The sequence below is a fragment of the Zobellia sp. OII3 genome (assembly GCF_002211465.1).
Classification (GTDB): Bacteria; Bacteroidota; Bacteroidia; order Flavobacteriales; family Flavobacteriaceae; genus Zobellia; species Zobellia galactanivorans.
In genome coordinates this window covers 167,773-183,524 of sequence record NZ_MWRZ01000009.1, presented here as the reverse complement: position 1 = coordinate 183,524, position 15,752 = coordinate 167,773, and the positions used below count along the sequence as shown (strand labels likewise).

9 protein-coding genes and 2 tRNA genes are annotated in these 15,752 nt (G+C 42.1%); 4 read left to right on the top strand and 7 right to left on the bottom strand.

Annotated elements, in window-relative coordinates:
• Positions 1-191: 191 nt before the first annotated feature.
• The 4 genes from B4Q04_RS19200 to B4Q04_RS19185 all read right to left on the bottom strand — a co-directional run bounded on the left by B4Q04_RS19200 (position 192) and on the right by B4Q04_RS19185 (position 4,133).
• On the bottom strand, positions 192-1,478 hold the full coding sequence (locus B4Q04_RS19200) for a site-specific integrase (protein WP_088697749.1): 1,287 nt from the start codon (positions 1,476-1,478) through the stop codon (positions 192-194).
• Between the two features lie 229 nt (positions 1,479-1,707).
• Positions 1,708-1,782 (bottom strand) — tRNA-Pro (locus B4Q04_RS19195).
• 34 nt (positions 1,783-1,816) lie between these two features.
• Positions 1,817-1,900: transfer RNA gene (locus tag B4Q04_RS19190), tRNA-Ser, on the bottom strand.
• A 184-nt stretch (positions 1,901-2,084) separates the two neighbouring features.
• Positions 2,085-4,133: an HD family phosphohydrolase gene (locus B4Q04_RS19185; protein ID WP_013991847.1), complete on the bottom strand. Its 2,049-nt coding sequence runs from the start codon at positions 4,131-4,133 to the stop codon at positions 2,085-2,087.
• Positions 4,134-4,253: 120 nt separating this feature from the next.
• On the opposite strand from B4Q04_RS19185, the gene B4Q04_RS19180 reads away from it, so the two are divergent.
• Positions 4,254-5,426 carry an acetyl-CoA C-acyltransferase gene (locus tag B4Q04_RS19180; protein WP_088697748.1) on the top strand — a complete coding sequence of 391 codons (1,173 nt, stop codon included), beginning with the start codon at positions 4,254-4,256 and terminating at the stop codon, positions 5,424-5,426.
• Between the two features lie 24 nt (positions 5,427-5,450).
• Positions 5,451-6,203: a C40 family peptidase gene (locus B4Q04_RS19175; RefSeq protein ID WP_013991849.1), complete on the top strand. Its 753-nt coding sequence runs from the start codon at positions 5,451-5,453 to the stop codon at positions 6,201-6,203.
• A gap of 375 nt (positions 6,204-6,578) precedes the next feature.
• On the opposite strand, the gene B4Q04_RS19170 is transcribed toward B4Q04_RS19175, so the two are convergent.
• Together B4Q04_RS19170 and gyrA are read right to left on the bottom strand one after the other, a co-directional pair.
• Positions 6,579-7,841: a tetratricopeptide repeat protein gene (locus B4Q04_RS19170; RefSeq protein ID WP_013991850.1), complete on the bottom strand. Its 1,263-nt coding sequence runs from the start codon at positions 7,839-7,841 to the stop codon at positions 6,579-6,581.
• A 43-nt stretch (positions 7,842-7,884) separates the two neighbouring features.
• Complete coding sequence (gene gyrA / locus B4Q04_RS19165) at positions 7,885-10,425, bottom strand: DNA gyrase subunit A (protein ID WP_013991851.1); 2,541 nt, start codon at positions 10,423-10,425, stop codon at positions 7,885-7,887.
• 259 nt (positions 10,426-10,684) lie between these two features.
• Here gyrA and B4Q04_RS19160 point away from each other — a divergent pair, with 259 nt between their 5' ends.
• Together B4Q04_RS19160 and B4Q04_RS19155 are read left to right on the top strand one after the other, a co-directional pair.
• A complete protein-coding gene (locus B4Q04_RS19160; protein ID WP_013991852.1) occupies positions 10,685-13,231 on the top strand; it encodes an ATP-dependent Clp protease ATP-binding subunit in 2,547 nt (848 codons plus the stop codon).
• A gap of 202 nt (positions 13,232-13,433) precedes the next feature.
• Positions 13,434-13,835 carry a hypothetical protein gene (locus B4Q04_RS19155; protein WP_013991853.1) on the top strand — a complete coding sequence of 134 codons (402 nt, stop codon included), beginning with the start codon at positions 13,434-13,436 and terminating at the stop codon, positions 13,833-13,835.
• A 76-nt stretch (positions 13,836-13,911) separates the two neighbouring features.
• Here the strand turns inward: B4Q04_RS19155 and B4Q04_RS19150 are convergent, their stop codons facing one another.
• Entirely contained in the window at positions 13,912-15,465 is a 1,554-nt protein-coding gene (locus tag B4Q04_RS19150) for an NAD(P)H-hydrate dehydratase (protein WP_088697747.1), read from the bottom strand.
• Positions 15,466-15,752 lie beyond the last annotated feature (287 nt).

Sequence of the window (15,752 nt, the reverse complement as noted above, 5' to 3'; positions counted from 1 at the left end):
AACCCCTTTTCGGTAAAGGTATATGTGGGACTATCTCCAATTCTATGGTATCTTTGTCAAGTACTTTGTACATGGGCTATGGTATTTGCGTGTGGTAACACAAATGTCCGTAGCCCTATCTTTCGATCCAAAAAAAGTTTAAATCACTTCTTTTTATTATCGATAGTTCCATTGTTTTTTTCTTTAAGAAATTATGAATTTTGTGATGCTGCTTTTGAGATAGGCTCATTTTCTATCTTATTGAATTGAGCTCTTAATTTTTGCATATCATAACTAACTTTTCTTTCAATGACTTTTGCATAAATTTGAGTTGTGGATATTCGGGAATGACCCAACAGTTTTGAAACAGTCTCAATGGGCATCCCATTACTTAATGTGACCGTTGTGGCAAACGTATGTCGAGCAATATGGAAAGTGAGGTTCTTTTTAATACCACAGACGTCAGCAATTTCTTTTAAATAAGAATTTAGTTTTTGATTGGATATTTTTGGAAATATACTTCCTTGCGGAATGGATTTTCGATTGCTCTTATATTTCTCAATAACTTGTAGTGCTTTTGGCAACAAAGGTATTCGGATTGGTTTTGTCGTTTTTTCCCGTTTGTAATAAATCCAAAGTTCGCCATCTATTCCTATACAGATATTATCCACAGTCAATTGGATAACATCGATATAACTTAAGCTGGTATAGCAACTAAATACAAATAAATCCTTTACCAATTCCAATCTGTGAATGCTAAACTGTTTATTTTCTATCCCTTGAAGCTCTTCAAGACTTAAGAAGCCTCTTTCATTTTTAATGAATTTTGCGTTAAAGTTGATAAATGGGTCACGTTCAATCCACCCCAATTTCAACGATAAGTTTATCATCTTTCTAAAACGCTCTATATGCTTCATTACGGTATTATTGCCCATCGGTTTTTGATGGTCTTCTGGTACATAGTCTCGAAGATATTTCTCGAACTTAATGATAAAGTGATAATCAAGTTCCCTTAAATAAAGGTCTGTGGTCTTATAGAATTTCGATAGAAATTTGGAGATATAACTTTGTGTTGTGTAGTAATTTTTTTGAGTCCCCCACTTTAATTTGTTTACCATATCCTCATTATGGTAATTTATAATATCAATAATCGAGCGATTATTCTCGTCATTACCGAAGTATCGAGCTTTAACTACCTGTGCGGTAATCAATTTATGCTCATTCATTAAATCACGGTAGCATTTAAATAGATGATTATAAGTTTCATCTAAATAACTGTTGAGGATTCTGGATTTTTGGTTTGTTCCCCGAGCTCTGTTTTTATGGACATCCCAATCAGACACTAAAACTTTTCGTTTTAGACTGATAGTAGCTCGTTCGCCATTTACCGTAATTCTTGCGTAAAGAGATGCCTTAATGTTTTTGTTCTGGATAAGCTTACCCAAAACAGAATACTGAATGAAGAAGATGTTTTCATAATTTCGTCTTTTTGTTAACATTAAATATTGTTATCAGACGAAAGTCAAATCACTTAAAGATACATTTATTTAGCCTACACAGAGGAATTTCAACAATTCGGTCAACACTTTTTAAAAAATTAATTTGTTAACCGAATTGTTGACGTGTTCCTTGGGTATAATTGTTTTGTTTTGATATCCCTAAAAATAAAAAAAACACTGTTAATCAATTGATTAACAGTGTTTTTACTTCTACCTATTTCTAGGTTCGTCGGGGTGGCAGGATTCGAACCTGCGACCTCCTGCTCCCAAAGCAGGCGCGATAACCGGGCTACGCTACACCCCGATAATTCGGTTATCTATTATTACAAAGAAAATTGCGGAGAGAATGGGACTCGAACCCATGCGACACTTACGCGTCGACAGATTAGCAATCTGCTCCGTTACCACTCCGGCACCTCTCCTAATAATTTCTTCAAAGAACTTATTTTAGCACGTCTCCATGACTAAAATTGCGGTTGCAAATGTACCGCTTAGAATTCGAGATCGCAACTATTTTTTACATTTTTTTCAAGAAGTTTTATCACGACCATTATCTTCCTTTCAAAAATAAAAAAACCTGGACTTTCAATCCGTCATACCACCCTATTATTCAGGATATTCCACTCGAAGGTGATAAATATTGATCAACTTCTGCTTAAAAATCTTTTTTATGGCTTCTATCTCCTTGAAGGTGATATTGGCATTTAAAAATTGTCCCGCGGCCATTTGTCCCGCTATAATTTTATCTACAAATTCTTCTATTATTCCCGAAGTAGGGTTTTTTAAACTCTTTGATGCCGCCTCTACCGAATCGGCCATCATCAGAATGGCCGTTTCCTTTGAAAAGGGTATAGGACCAGGATACCTGAAAAAAGATTCGTCTACGTCTTCCTCTAGCTCTTGTTGCTTCTTAAAAAAGTAATAGACCAAAGTTGTACCGTGGTGAGACCTGATAAAATCGATTACCCGATCGGGCAAGTTGTTCTTCCTGGCCAACTCAATACCGTCGATCACATGGTTGATTATAATTTTTCCACTGTCTTTGGGCGAAAGTTCGTCATGGGGATTCACGTTCGTAATCTGGTTTTCGGTAAAATAGGTAGGGTGCAACATTTTGCCTATATCATGGTAGAGGGCCCCCACCCTCACCAACATGGCATTCGCCCCAATTTCATTGGCTGCGGCTTCCGCTAGGTTGGCTACCTGTAAAGAATGGTGAAACGTACCTGGCGCCTTGTTCGACAGTTCTTTCAACAACTTCGAATTGGTATCGGACAACTCTAATAGGGAAACGTCGGAAACCAATCCAAACACCTTTTCGTACACATAGATCAAAGGCTGTACAAAAAGGGTGATCATTCCATTTAAAAAGAAAAGTCCTAAAGTAAACCACTGTATATTGTCTAAATTACCTTCGTGTATAATGTGGAACGCCAAATACCCCACCACGTAGATCAGGGTAATCTGACCGACCGATATAAAAAGATTGGCCCTCTTATAAAGTTCCGATACCGTTAAAATGGTAACAATACCAACAATGATCTGTAAAAAAATGTACTCAAAGCTATTGGGCACCACAAAACCGAGTATAAGCACCGTCAAGACATGAACGAACAGTCCTAAACGGGCATCGAAAAAGGTTTTGAGAATCAGGGGCAAAATACATATCGGAACCACGAATACATAGGCCTCGTTATATTTGACCACCATGGTCGTGACCAAGACCATAAAAAGAATATTGAAGAATATAAAGGTAACCTTGGTATTGTTATCGAAATTCTCCCTTCTGTACTTCTTTAAAAACAGAAACAGCATCATCAGCACCAAGGCTACAAGCACGGTATATCCGAATAAAATAAAATAGTAATTATTGGAAGTCCATAACTCAGACTCGTACTCGGTCTTCAGGGAGTTTAAGATATTCAGGTTCTCGGCCTCTACCACTTCACCCCGAGCTATTATGAGTTTCCCCTCATCTACGGTACCCCGCGTGTGCGAGATATTCGACAAGGCTTCGTTCAGGGCCTTCTCCGAGAGGTTTTTATCATATGTCACATTGGGCCTTACCAAATCAAGAAAAAGGCCTTGATATTCCTGTTCGTACATGGAAAGGTCCTTCTCTCGAAGTATTCTTTTCAATACGGGCCGTAAATTCTTTATCCGGACCAGACTATTGAGCGGTACACTTTCGGCTTCATTGTTTTTTACCAGGTAAAGGCGTTGTTTTTCCACCTTTCCGTTCAACTTTTCCAAAACACCGGTTTTGTACAAGCGCCTTAAAATATCCTTCCCCGCCGAATACAAGGCTTCACGGGCACTTGCACTATATCTTTCTTCATTGAATACGGAAGTGAACTTTTTATTGTACACCTTCAAGACGGTGTCTTCTACCGTTTCATCAAATCGGTAATAATCGATTTGGTTGTTCAACAGTTCGTTTTTCTCCTTTTCAATATCCTCGGCACTTTTCTGTATGGAAAAATCAAAAGGTGCGTAGAGATTTTCATACTGCCACGGCTTTCCTTTTTGAAACTCATACTTGAACTTTCCTCCCTTAGGAAAGAAAAAAACAATACATGCCACCGAAACCAAATACAGAAAGTACTTATACAGGAGGGATTGGTTCTTAAAAAGTTTGTCCAAAAATTTGCGCATGAGCTTAGTATATGAGTCAAAAATAGAAAATAATAAACTTACCGAAGGCTTTTCTGGCAACAACGAAAAACGTTGCCTATTAATTTCTTAGTTTTGCGAAACAGAAATTCTTGTATAATTATGAACGATGTAGTTATTGTATCTGCCTCAAGAACTCCAATTGGCAGCTTTATGGGGGGGTTATCGACCATTCCGGCCCCTAAGTTGGGCGCCGTGGCCATCAAGGCGGCACTCGCCAAAATAAATCTTGCCCCCAATTCGGTAGAAGAAGTTTTTATGGGCAATGTAGTTCAAGCAGGCACGGGCCAAGCACCTGCCCGACAGGCCGCTATCTTTGCGGACATTCCTGATTCGGTACCCTGCACTACCATCAACAAAGTCTGTGCCTCAGGTATGAAATCGGTCATGCTGGCCGCTCAGGCAATCGCCTTGGGCGATATTTCCATTGCCGTTGCCGGAGGAATGGAAAACATGAGCCTTATACCTCATTACGTTCATATGAGAAACGGTCAAAAATTCGGTCCCGCGACCCTAGAGGACGGAATGCAAAAAGACGGTCTTGTCGACGCATACGACCAACAGGCCATGGGAGTCTGTGCAGACGCCTGTGCAACCGAATACCAATTCTCTAGGGAAGACCAAGATAAATTTGCCATACAATCGTACGAACGATCGGCAAACGCATGGAAAAACGGAAAATTCAACAACGAGGTGACTCCCGTTGAAGTACCGCAACGCCGTGGGGAACCTATAATTATTTCCGAGGACGAAGAGTTCAAGAATGTTAGAATGGACAAAATTCCGGCCTTACGCCCCGCCTTCTCCAAAGATGGTACGGTAACCGCCGCGAACGCTTCCACGATAAACGACGGCGCCGCCGCCTTGGTACTCATGAGTGCTGACAAGGCAAAAGAACTCGGACTCACACCCTTGGCAACCATAAAAAGCTATGCCGATGCCGCACAAGAACCCAAATGGTTTACCACCGCACCGGCAAAGGCCCTTCCGAAGGCCATCGCCAAATCGGGTATATCGATCAACGATATCGACTTTTTCGAGTTCAACGAAGCCTTTTCAGTGGTCGGACTGGCCAATATGAAGTTATTGGGACTCACGGACGACAAGGTGAACGTAAACGGCGGAGCGGTATCCCTAGGGCATCCATTGGGCTGTTCAGGGGCACGTATTCTCGTTACACTTCTCAACGTCTTGGAACAAAACAATGCCAAAATAGGGGCTGCCGCAATATGTAATGGCGGAGGTGGCGCTTCTGCAATAATCGTAGAACGATAATCCATACCCGAACCAACCAGTCTTATGCAATACGGAATTTGTCCCCTAAGTATAGTCTCCGTTCGCGCAAATGCCGATGAAACCTCAGAAATGGTTTCACAATTGGTCTATGGCGAACACTTCAAAGTCTTAGAACGAAGAAAAGCATGGAGCCGCATTCGTGTGGCCTTTGATAAATTTGAAGGATGGGTGAGCAATCATCAGATGACCTTGATCTCGGAAGAGACCTATAACCATATAGAATCTTCAGACAAGGTAGGCTACAGTTCCGACCTGATCTCCTTTGTAGAAACCGAAAACTCAGTGCTGCTACCGGTCATCCTTGGTTCGTCTACCGGCAATTGCGCGGTACTCTCCCATACCTTCGACGGTAAATCTACCGGTCAACAAAAAGACAAAACCCAACTCATACAAACCGCCTTGCTCTACCTCAACGCCCCTTATCTTTGGGGCGGAAAAACCCCCTTCGGCATAGATGCGGCCGGGTTTACCCAAATGGTCTATAAAATCAATGGTTATCGCTTATTGCGAAAGGCCGACCAGCAAGCCAAACAAGGAAACCCCCTAAGCTTTATCGAAGAAACCGAAGCGGGCGATCTGGCGTTTTTCGACAATTCCGATGGCGAGATCTACCATGTAGGCATTATCATGGAAAACAATTATATCATTCACGTAGACGGAAAGGTCCGTATAGACCGTATCGACCACACCGGAATTTTCAATGCGGAGAACGGTAGCTACTCCCACAAACTAAGGGTCATTAAAAAGATCATCTAGCCTTTTCCTATACTAAAGAATCGGATTTTCTAGCGCGAAATTACCTCAGAGGAACAACCTCTTCGCTCTTTGGGGTTTTGCACCTCCTAGTTTCAACAGCCCTATCGGTCGACCGATGAAGATCTATCTACTGGATTACACCTTTTCCATAAAACGAGAGGTCGTTATTACAAAAGTCTAACAGACAACCTTTATCTTAAAATACCTGCTTCTCCCCCATTTTAGGAATCGACCATAAAAACGAACCTAATCCTATTTCACCCCCCTTCCCGTTACATGAATCGACACACTCCCCATTCCGAAGAAAACTTTGTAAACAAAAAATCCCCCAAGGAAATTCCTTGGGGGATTTTAGATATTGTATCGCTTCAACGATTACTCGCCAAGAATCTTTTTGATTCTCATGAAGTTTTCATTGTCACCCATAGCTCCATAGATATTTTTCAATTGGGTCAAAATACCTTGGTTATCAGGATTAGTTTTTAAAGCGTCTTCCAAGATGTTAGCTCCTTCTTTAAAAAGCTGATCTTTTTTCTCTTTCAATTCGTCGTAACGAGCGATATCCTTCTTAGAGTTACCCAATGAGTTCATCTCATCGATAAGACCGTTACCCTCGTTTACATAGGTTGTAGAAAGGTTCAATTGAGCGTTGGTATAACCAGGATTGATTTCCAATGCCTTTTTGTACGAAGCCCTTGCTTCTTCCAAGTTACCTTGCTCCATGTTGATTACACCTATGTTGTAGTGCAAATCTGGATTATCGGGAGCCACAGCTGCCGCTTCGGCCATCAATTCCTTAAACCTGTCCTTATCACCCATCTTGTAGTATAGGTTGGCCTCGTTCAAGATCAAGTTCACATCTTTGGGATCGTTGGCCCTTGCCACTTTGTAAGCTTCCAATGCTTTATCGTCTTGACCCAACTGAGTATAGATCAAAGCGGTGTTTTTAACGATTTCAGCCTTTTTAGATGGTGTTTTTTCATCTTTGGGATCTTTGTAAGTTCCAGATTTTACCATTAGGTCTCTCTGGGTCTTGTCCATTTCCTCTTCCTGACCGGTCTCTACATTTGTAGCTTTGTAGACAACACCGCTACCATCGTATCCTATCTCCTGAAGCTCGTTGTAATACTTCAAGGCCTCTTCGTAGTGACCTCCGTTTACAGCGCTACTGGCCGCATAATAAAGGTAAGAGGTATCCTTAGGGCTAATTTTATAGCTGGTATACAATTTCTCGGCAGCTTCCTTGAATTTCTTGTTACCGTTATCCTCAACCGCAGAGTTGACCAAATCGGCACTCAAGGCCGACATATGCTGCTGGGTTTCGGCAGAATATTTTTTCTTTCCGCTTTCTTCCTCGATCTTCAAGACTTTTTGAAAGGCATCGGCCGCTTTTTGAAAAGCACTGCCATCACCTTTTTTAGCCAAATCGGCATAAGCCTTACCACTTACGAAGTAGTATTGGGCCTGTAATTTTACATCGGCTCCGGAGATAGATCCAGAAACCGCTTCAAGGGCACTTTTAGCAGATGCTGCATCGCCGGCCTTCATCGCCTTTTCGGCTGCTTTTATTTCGTTCTTCTGTGCGAATCCCGCCATGCAAAAACAAAGGCTCGCAACTATTAAAAATCTACGTTTCATTTTCAATTTAATTAAGTATTAGCGTTATAATTATAGTTCAAATCTATTCTTCTGTTGTTTCTCCCCCTCCATCATTATCAAGAGCCGTGCCACCTTCTTCTGCATCTACGTCGATATCAAGGACATCGCTTTCCGAAAGGTCATCTTCATCCTTCATTACTTTGGCCACGGCGGCAATGGAATCATTGCCCTTCAGGTTGATGAGACGCACCCCTTGGGTAGCCCTACCCATAACACGTAGGTCTTCAACACTCATACGAATGGCTATACCCGACTTGTTAATGATCATTAGGTCATCTGAATCTGAAACGTTCTTTATAGCTACAAGGCCTCCGGTTTTTTCCGTAATGGAAATGGTCTTGACCCCCTTACCACCTCTGTTGGTGATTCGGTAATCATCAATATTCGACCGTTTTCCGTAACCGTTCTCGGAAACGACCAAGATATTGTCTTCCATATCGTGTACGGATACCATACCGATAACCTCGTCTTTATCGTCTGCCAAGGTAATACCACGCACCCCTGAAGCATTTCTACCCATTGGGCGAGTCTTGCTTTCTTCAAAACGGATGGCTTTACCTGATTTCAAACCAAGGAAGATCTGACTGGTTCCCGTAGTCAATTTTGCTTCTAGCAACTCATCGTCTTCACGAATACCGATAGCATTAATACCATTTTGTCGTGGGCGCGAGTATTGCTCCAAGCTCGTTTTCTTGACCACACCTTTCTTGGTGGCCATGATCACATAATGACTGTTTACGTATTCTTCGTCCTTAAGGTCTTGTGTACAAATAAAGGCCTTGACGTTATCATCTTGTTCTATATTGATAAGGTTCTGTATAGCCCTACCTTTTGAAGTCCTGCTTCCTTCCGGAATTTCATAGACACGCATCCAGAAACATTTTCCTTTCTGGGTAAAGAAGAGCATGTATTGGTGATTGGTTCCCACGAAGAGGTATTCCAAGAAATCCTCATTCCTCGTAGAGGAAGCCTTTTGACCAACACCGCCCCTATTTTGTGTTTTATATTCGGAAACGGGTGTTCTCTTAATATATCCGGCATGCGAAATGGTAATAACCACTTGCTCATCAGGAATCATATCTTCGATACTCAAATCCCCTCCGGCCAAATTGATTTCGGAACGACGCTCATCACCATACTTATCCTTTATCTCAAGAAGTTCTTCTTTGATGATTTCCATTCTTCGCTCTTTTCTGGCCAAGATATCCTTAAGGTCCGCTATGGTCTCAAGAATTTCTTCGTATTCGGAGCGTAATTTATCCTGCTCAAGACCCGTTAACTGACGGAGTCTCATTTCAACGATTGCCTTTGCCTGTATTTCGGTCAGCTTAAAGCGTTCCATCAGGTTGGTCCTGGCTTCATCCGCATTGGACGATGCCCTGATAATGGCAATTACCTCATCGATATTATCGGAAGCAATGATCAAGCCCTCTAAGATGTGGGCACGATCTTCCGCTTTTTTAAGTTCAAACTTGGTTCGCCTTACCACCACTTCGTGACGGTGCTCGACGAAATAATGGATCATTTCCTTTACGTTCAGCAACCTAGGCCTACCGTTTACCAGTGCAATATTGTTGACACTGAAGGAAGATTGCAATGCCGTGTATTTGTACAATGTATTAAGTACGATATTAGGAATAGCATCACGTTTTAAAATATAAACGATACGCATTCCGTTTCTATCGGACTCATCACGGATACTCGATATTCCATCGATTTTCTTTTCGTTGATCAAATCGGCCGTTTTCTTGATCATATCGGCCTTGTTGATCTGGTAAGGTATTTCGGTTACGATAATACACTCCCTACCCTGAACCTCTTCAACAATGGCCTTGGCCCTGATCTTGATCCTTCCCCTTCCGGTATGAAAGGCTTCCTTTACCCCATCATAACCGTAAATGACACCACCGGTAGGAAAATCGGGGGCCTTGATATGGGTCATGATCTCATCGACCTCTATATCGTTGTTTTCAATATAGGCCACCGTACCATCTACCACTTCCGAAAGGTTGTGGGGAGGCATATTGGTAGCCATACCTACGGCAATACCCGAAGCACCGTTCACCAAAAGATTGGGCACTCGCGTAGGAAGCACTGTAGGCTCTTGTAAAGAATCATCAAAGTTCAACTGATGGTCGACGGTATCCTTATCGATATCCGCCAACATGTCATCGGCTATTTTTCGCATTCTGGCCTCGGTATAACGCATTGCCGCAGGGCTATCGCCATCTACCGATCCAAAGTTACCCTGCCCATCTACGAGCATGTAACGCAAACTCCACTCCTGGGCCATACGCACCATAGAGTCATATACCGATGTATCACCGTGAGGGTGGTACTTACCCAGAACCTCACCCACGATACGCGCAGATTTTTTGTGTGCGCTAGAGGAACGAACCCCTAGTTCGTACATCCCGTAAAGAACCCTTCTGTGAACCGGTTTTAGACCGTCCCTGACATCAGGTAAAGCACGTGACACAATGACCGACATCGAGTAGTCGATGTAAGCAGATTTCATTTCCTCTTCAATGTTAATCGGAATCAATTTTTCTCCTTCTGCCATTTTTAAATCCTAGAATTATTTTAGTTAAAAAAAACATGCCAATATACATAAAATGATAGCCTTTAAAGCACATACCGCCTTCTTTATTAAATAATTTATCAACACTTTTTACAAGACCCAAGCCTACAGCTTGATTTACCGCTTATCCCCAAGACCTGCCCATTTTTTCTTATTTAAGAATACTTTCTCTAATATTAGGTACACTATTTGCGTTAGATTGGTATAGTTTTACTAATTTTATAGATGAAAGGATAATTTTATGGATGATAATTTTTCACCGAGGGTAAAAGACGTAATTGCTTACAGCAAAGAAGAAGCGCTGCGGTTGGGCCATGATTTCATTGGTACCGAGCACTTGATGCTGGGGCTTTTGCGGGATGGTAACGGCAAGGCAATTAGCATTCTTGACGCTATGGAGGTGGATTTAGATCACCTCAGGCGAAAGGTCGAAATTCTCAGCCCCTCCAATCCAAACCCGAACAACTTACAAAAAGATAAAAAGAACTTGCACTTGACGAGACAGGCGGAGCGTGCCCTAAAAACCACATTTTTAGAAGCCAAGCTTTTCCAGAGCTCCTCGATCAATACGGCCCATTTGCTATTGTGCATTCTAAGGAACGAAAATGACCCCACCACGAAACTGCTTCACAAGTTGAAAGTAGATTACGACGGTGTAAAGGAACAGTTTAAATTTATGATTACAAGCGACGACGATATTGTAGACGCCCCAACTTCCGAATCGTTTCCGAGCGATAGCGACGACAACGAAGGAAAAGAAGGAAGTTTTGGCACTACGGCAGGACCAAAAGGAAACAAAAAATCAAAAACCCCCGTACTGGACAACTTTGGCCGCGACCTTACACTCATGGCCGAGGAAAACAAGCTAGACCCCGTTGTGGGAAGGGACAAGGAAATTGAACGTGTTTCCCAAATACTAAGTAGAAGAAAGAAAAACAACCCGCTTTTGATCGGAGAGCCCGGTGTCGGTAAAAGTGCCATTGCCGAAGGCTTGGCCTTAAGGATCATCAACAAGAAGGTTTCCCGTATCCTATACAACAAAAGGGTGGTGACCCTTGATCTGGCGTCTTTGGTAGCCGGCACAAAATACCGTGGCCAGTTCGAAGAGCGCATGAAGGCGGTAATGAACGAACTTGAAAAGAATGACGATGTCATCCTTTTCATTGACGAGATACACACCATTGTAGGTGCAGGTGGTGCTACGGGCAGTTTAGATGCCTCCAACATGTTCAAACCGGCATTGGCCCGAGGCGAAATCCAATGTATAGGTGCCACTACCCTAGATGAGTACCGACAGTACATTGAAAAAGACGGGGCGCTCGAAAGACGGTTTCAAAAGGTAATCGTTGAACCGACTACGGTTGAGGAAACCATTGAAATTCTTCACAACATCAAAGGGAAATACGAAGACCACCATAACGTAAACTACACTGACGAAGCTATCATAGCCTGTGTTAAGCTTACGAACCGTTATATGACGGACCGATTCTTACCGGACAAGGCCATTGATGCCCTTGACGAAGCAGGTTCTCGCGTCCACATCGTTAACATGGATGTACCCAAGCAGATCCTTGAACTCGAAAAACAACTTGAAGATGTTCGCGAGCTAAAGAACAGCGTGGTCAAAAAACAGAAATACGAAGAGGCCGCTAAATTGCGCGATGACGAGAAACGTCTTGAAAAAGACTTAGCTACCGCTCAAGAAAAATGGGAAGAAGACAGTAAGCTTCATAAAGAAACGGTAACGGAAGACAATGTGGCCGACGTGGTTTCCATGATGAGCGGCATACCCGTAAACCGAATTGCACAAACGGAAAGCAACAAACTTGCCGAACTGCCCAACTTGATCAAATCGAACGTAATCGGTCAAGACGAGGCGGTAGCAAAAGTAGCCAAGGCCATTCAAAGAAACCGGGCCGGACTGAAAGATCCGAACAAGCCTATTGGTTCGTTCATCTTCCTAGGTCAGACCGGGGTAGGCAAAACCCAATTGGCCAAAGTACTGGCCAAGGAACTTTTTGACTCTGAAGATGCCTTGATCCGTATCGATATGAGCGAATACATGGAAAAATTCGCCATTTCCCGATTGGTAGGAGCACCTCCAGGATATGTAGGCTACGAAGAAGGCGGTCAGTTGACCGAAAAGGTAAGACGCAAGCCTTACTCCGTTATTCTTCTAGATGAAGTAGAAAAAGCACATCCCGATGTATTCAATATGTTGCTACAAGTGCTAGACGACGGCTACCTTACCGATAGTTTGGGCAGGAAAATTGATTTTAGAAACTCTATTATCATTATGACCTCAAACATTGGCGCGAGAAAACTAAAAGATTTCGGACAAGGTATCGGCTTCGGCACATCGGCCATGAAGTCCCAAGAAGACAGTCACCAAAAGAGTGTTATAGAAGGTGCCCTTAAAAAGGCCTTCGCACCCGAATTCTTGAACAGGATCGACGATGTGATCGTATTTAATGCACTTGAAAGAGAAGACATCCACAAAATCATAGATATTGAACTTAAAAAGCTTTTTGCTAGAATTAAGGATATCGGCTACGATTTAAAATTAACCGATAAAGCCAAAGACTACATTGCCGACAAGGGTTTTGATAAACAATATGGCGCCAGACCTTTAAAAAGGGCTATTCAAAAATATATTGAAGATGCACTGGCCGAAGAGATCGTAAACTCAAAACTTGAAGATGGCGATAGTATTATCATGGACCTCGACGAGAAAAAAGAGGAACTTACCATAGAAATCAAAAAAGCGGAAAAGTCTTCGAATACCTAATTTTTACCGCCATAAATTCTATCAAGGGAGCCTATTATATGGGCTCCCTTTTTTCTTTTACAAAGAATTAGACCCCAAGAACCCAGTACAATAAAGCTTCAACAACAGCACTATAAACGATATTTACGCTTTTAATCTATTATTTTTCTCAATAGATAACGATACATCTACATTCGTCACAGGACATTATAATAAATTTAAAATGAAAGTGAGGCGACCAAAAAAGACTGTTATAGTCAGGGAGTATCAATTAGATGTTGGAAAAATACAAGTTTACGAAAACCATATGGTTTCGCTGTTCGATGAAGGCGCTACACTCACTTTAGAAAGAGTATATCAAATCATAGGCATTTCAGAAATTCATTTCAGGGATAAAAACTTCGGCTACATCAGCCTAAGGAAAAAATCGTATGCCGTAGACCCAACTATATATACGTATCTACGTCAATTGGACAACCTGAAGGCATTTGCCATAGTATCGGTAAAGGAAATAGACATGCATAATTTCAAGATCGAAAAGCTATTCTATAAAAAACCCATGAAATTCTTTATTGAATATGACAATGCGGTAGCTTGGGTAAAGCGTCGCGCAAAAGCTAAATAGTACACCTATCAATTGGTATAAAAAAACTCAAGATTTTTTAAAGTCTTGAGTTTTTTTATGTCTATGAAACATTTCCTTATTCCTGGGCCGTATCGTTTTCGTTCGGGCGAGGCCTATTTTCAGGTACGGCAAACAAGTCGATAAAGGCCGCACCGATACTTTCGGCAACCGCACTAGCGGTCAATGCCTGATATCCCGTTTTTTCAACGGCTATATCCCCTGCCCTTCCATGTAGGTACACCCCAAAAACAGCGGCGTTAAGCGGATTGTATCCCTGAGCTATAAGTCCCGTTACCATACCGGTCAACAGGTCCCCCGTTCCACCGGTTCCCATACCTGGGTTCCCAGTAGTGTTGATATATCCCTTTTCATCATAGAGGGTAATGGTATGCGAGCCTTTGATCACCAAAACACAGTCGTATTTCTTTGAAAATGCTTTTGCCTTATCCAATTTATCAAAATCATCCTTCCAAGTACCGATCAACCTTTCCAATTCTTTTGGATGGGGGGTCAATACGCTTTGCGCGGGGATTTTATCCAACAAATGCCTGTTTTCTGCAAGTATGTTCAAGGCATCGGCATCAATTACCAAGGGTTTTTTATTGCTATTCAAAAAATCATCGAGAGCCTGCACACTACGTTTATCTTTCCCCATTCCAACACCGATACCGATTACCGTAGGGTCAATATCAAACTCGATTTTAGATATAACTTCTTCATCGACATCGGTTATGACCATGGCTTCGGGGAAATTCGTCTGCAGGGGCACATAGCCACATTTGGGAACATAGGCCGTTACCAAGCCGCTACCTGCATACAAACATGCCTTAGAAGCCAAATGCACCGCACCGACCTTACCATAGCTTCCCCCGACAATAAGTCCGTGTCCATGACTTCCCTTATGCGAAAATTTTTCCCTGGGGATATAGACGGGAAGCATTTCGTTCTTCCCTATCAACTCATAATCCGTTTCCGTATTCGTTAAGAATTCGGGATCAATACCAATATCCAAAACCTCCCATTGCTCGGTAAAGACACCAGTTTCAGGCAAGAAAAACACCAATTTCGGCACTTGAAAACTTAGGGTATGGTTCGCCCTTATCACCGCATTTTCGTCGTGGGGCACCTTATCGGTGAACAATCCTGACGGAATATCAACAGAAAGCACAAAGGCTTCCGATTGCCGGATATGGTCGAACAATTTTACCACCCAAGTATCGGGAGCACGGTTCAGGCCAATACCAAAAATGGCATCCACCACAATATCATCCCGCCCTATTTCAGGCAAAACGGAGCTTTCCTCCAAAAACTCGGGCCATACTTTCCGGTCTTTCAAACGGTCTAGGTTCACTAAAAAATCATCGGACCGTTTCTTGCTATAATTCACAACGTACACCTCAATATTATAACCGTGTTCTAGTAAGTGCCTCGCTAAGGCAATACCATCCCCTCCATTATTACCGATACCACAGAAGAGGTGAATTTTGACCGGGGCACCCTGAATTCTATAGTGCAACCAATTGAAAAGTTGAACGGCAACGCCTTCCATCAATTCATCACTGCTTATACCGTTCTTTTTTATCGTAGCCTTATCGGCTTCATAGATTTGTTTTGCTGAGAAAATTTTCATGTATACGATTGTAGAATTATCTGGTTGTTAAGTATGTATATGGTTTCCACTTGTTAGCTCGCCGCTCAAACAATGATGCAATAGCTATAATTTTATGCGAAAATCTCACAAAATTTTCAATAATGTAAGTAATTAACATTATGGCCCAATAACTAGCAACAAAAATTTGATTAAGAGTCCAAAAGTACTACTTTTGATGCTTTCATTTTTACAATGTACCAGCATATCGCAAACATATCAACTGAACTTTTCTTCACGACCAATGGTTCTATCAACACATTTGGCAC

Coding starts and splice junctions, on each gene's coding strand:
- B4Q04_RS19200 (WP_088697749.1), bottom strand. CDS start 1,478: ATGTTAACAAAAAGACGAAATTATGAAAACATCTTCTTCATTCAGTAT.
- B4Q04_RS19185 (WP_013991847.1), bottom strand. CDS start 4,133: ATGCGCAAATTTTTGGACAAACTTTTTAAGAACCAATCCCTCCTGTAT.
- B4Q04_RS19180 (WP_088697748.1), top strand. CDS start 4,254: ATGAACGATGTAGTTATTGTATCTGCCTCAAGAACTCCAATTGGCAGC.
- B4Q04_RS19175 (WP_013991849.1), top strand. CDS start 5,451: ATGCAATACGGAATTTGTCCCCTAAGTATAGTCTCCGTTCGCGCAAAT.
- B4Q04_RS19170 (WP_013991850.1), bottom strand. CDS start 7,841: ATGAAACGTAGATTTTTAATAGTTGCGAGCCTTTGTTTTTGCATGGCG.
- gyrA (WP_013991851.1), bottom strand. CDS start 10,425: ATGGCAGAAGGAGAAAAATTGATTCCGATTAACATTGAAGAGGAAATG.
- B4Q04_RS19160 (WP_013991852.1), top strand. CDS start 10,685: ATGGATGATAATTTTTCACCGAGGGTAAAAGACGTAATTGCTTACAGC.
- B4Q04_RS19155 (WP_013991853.1), top strand. CDS start 13,434: ATGAAAGTGAGGCGACCAAAAAAGACTGTTATAGTCAGGGAGTATCAA.
- B4Q04_RS19150 (WP_088697747.1), bottom strand. CDS start 15,465: ATGAAAATTTTCTCAGCAAAACAAATCTATGAAGCCGATAAGGCTACG.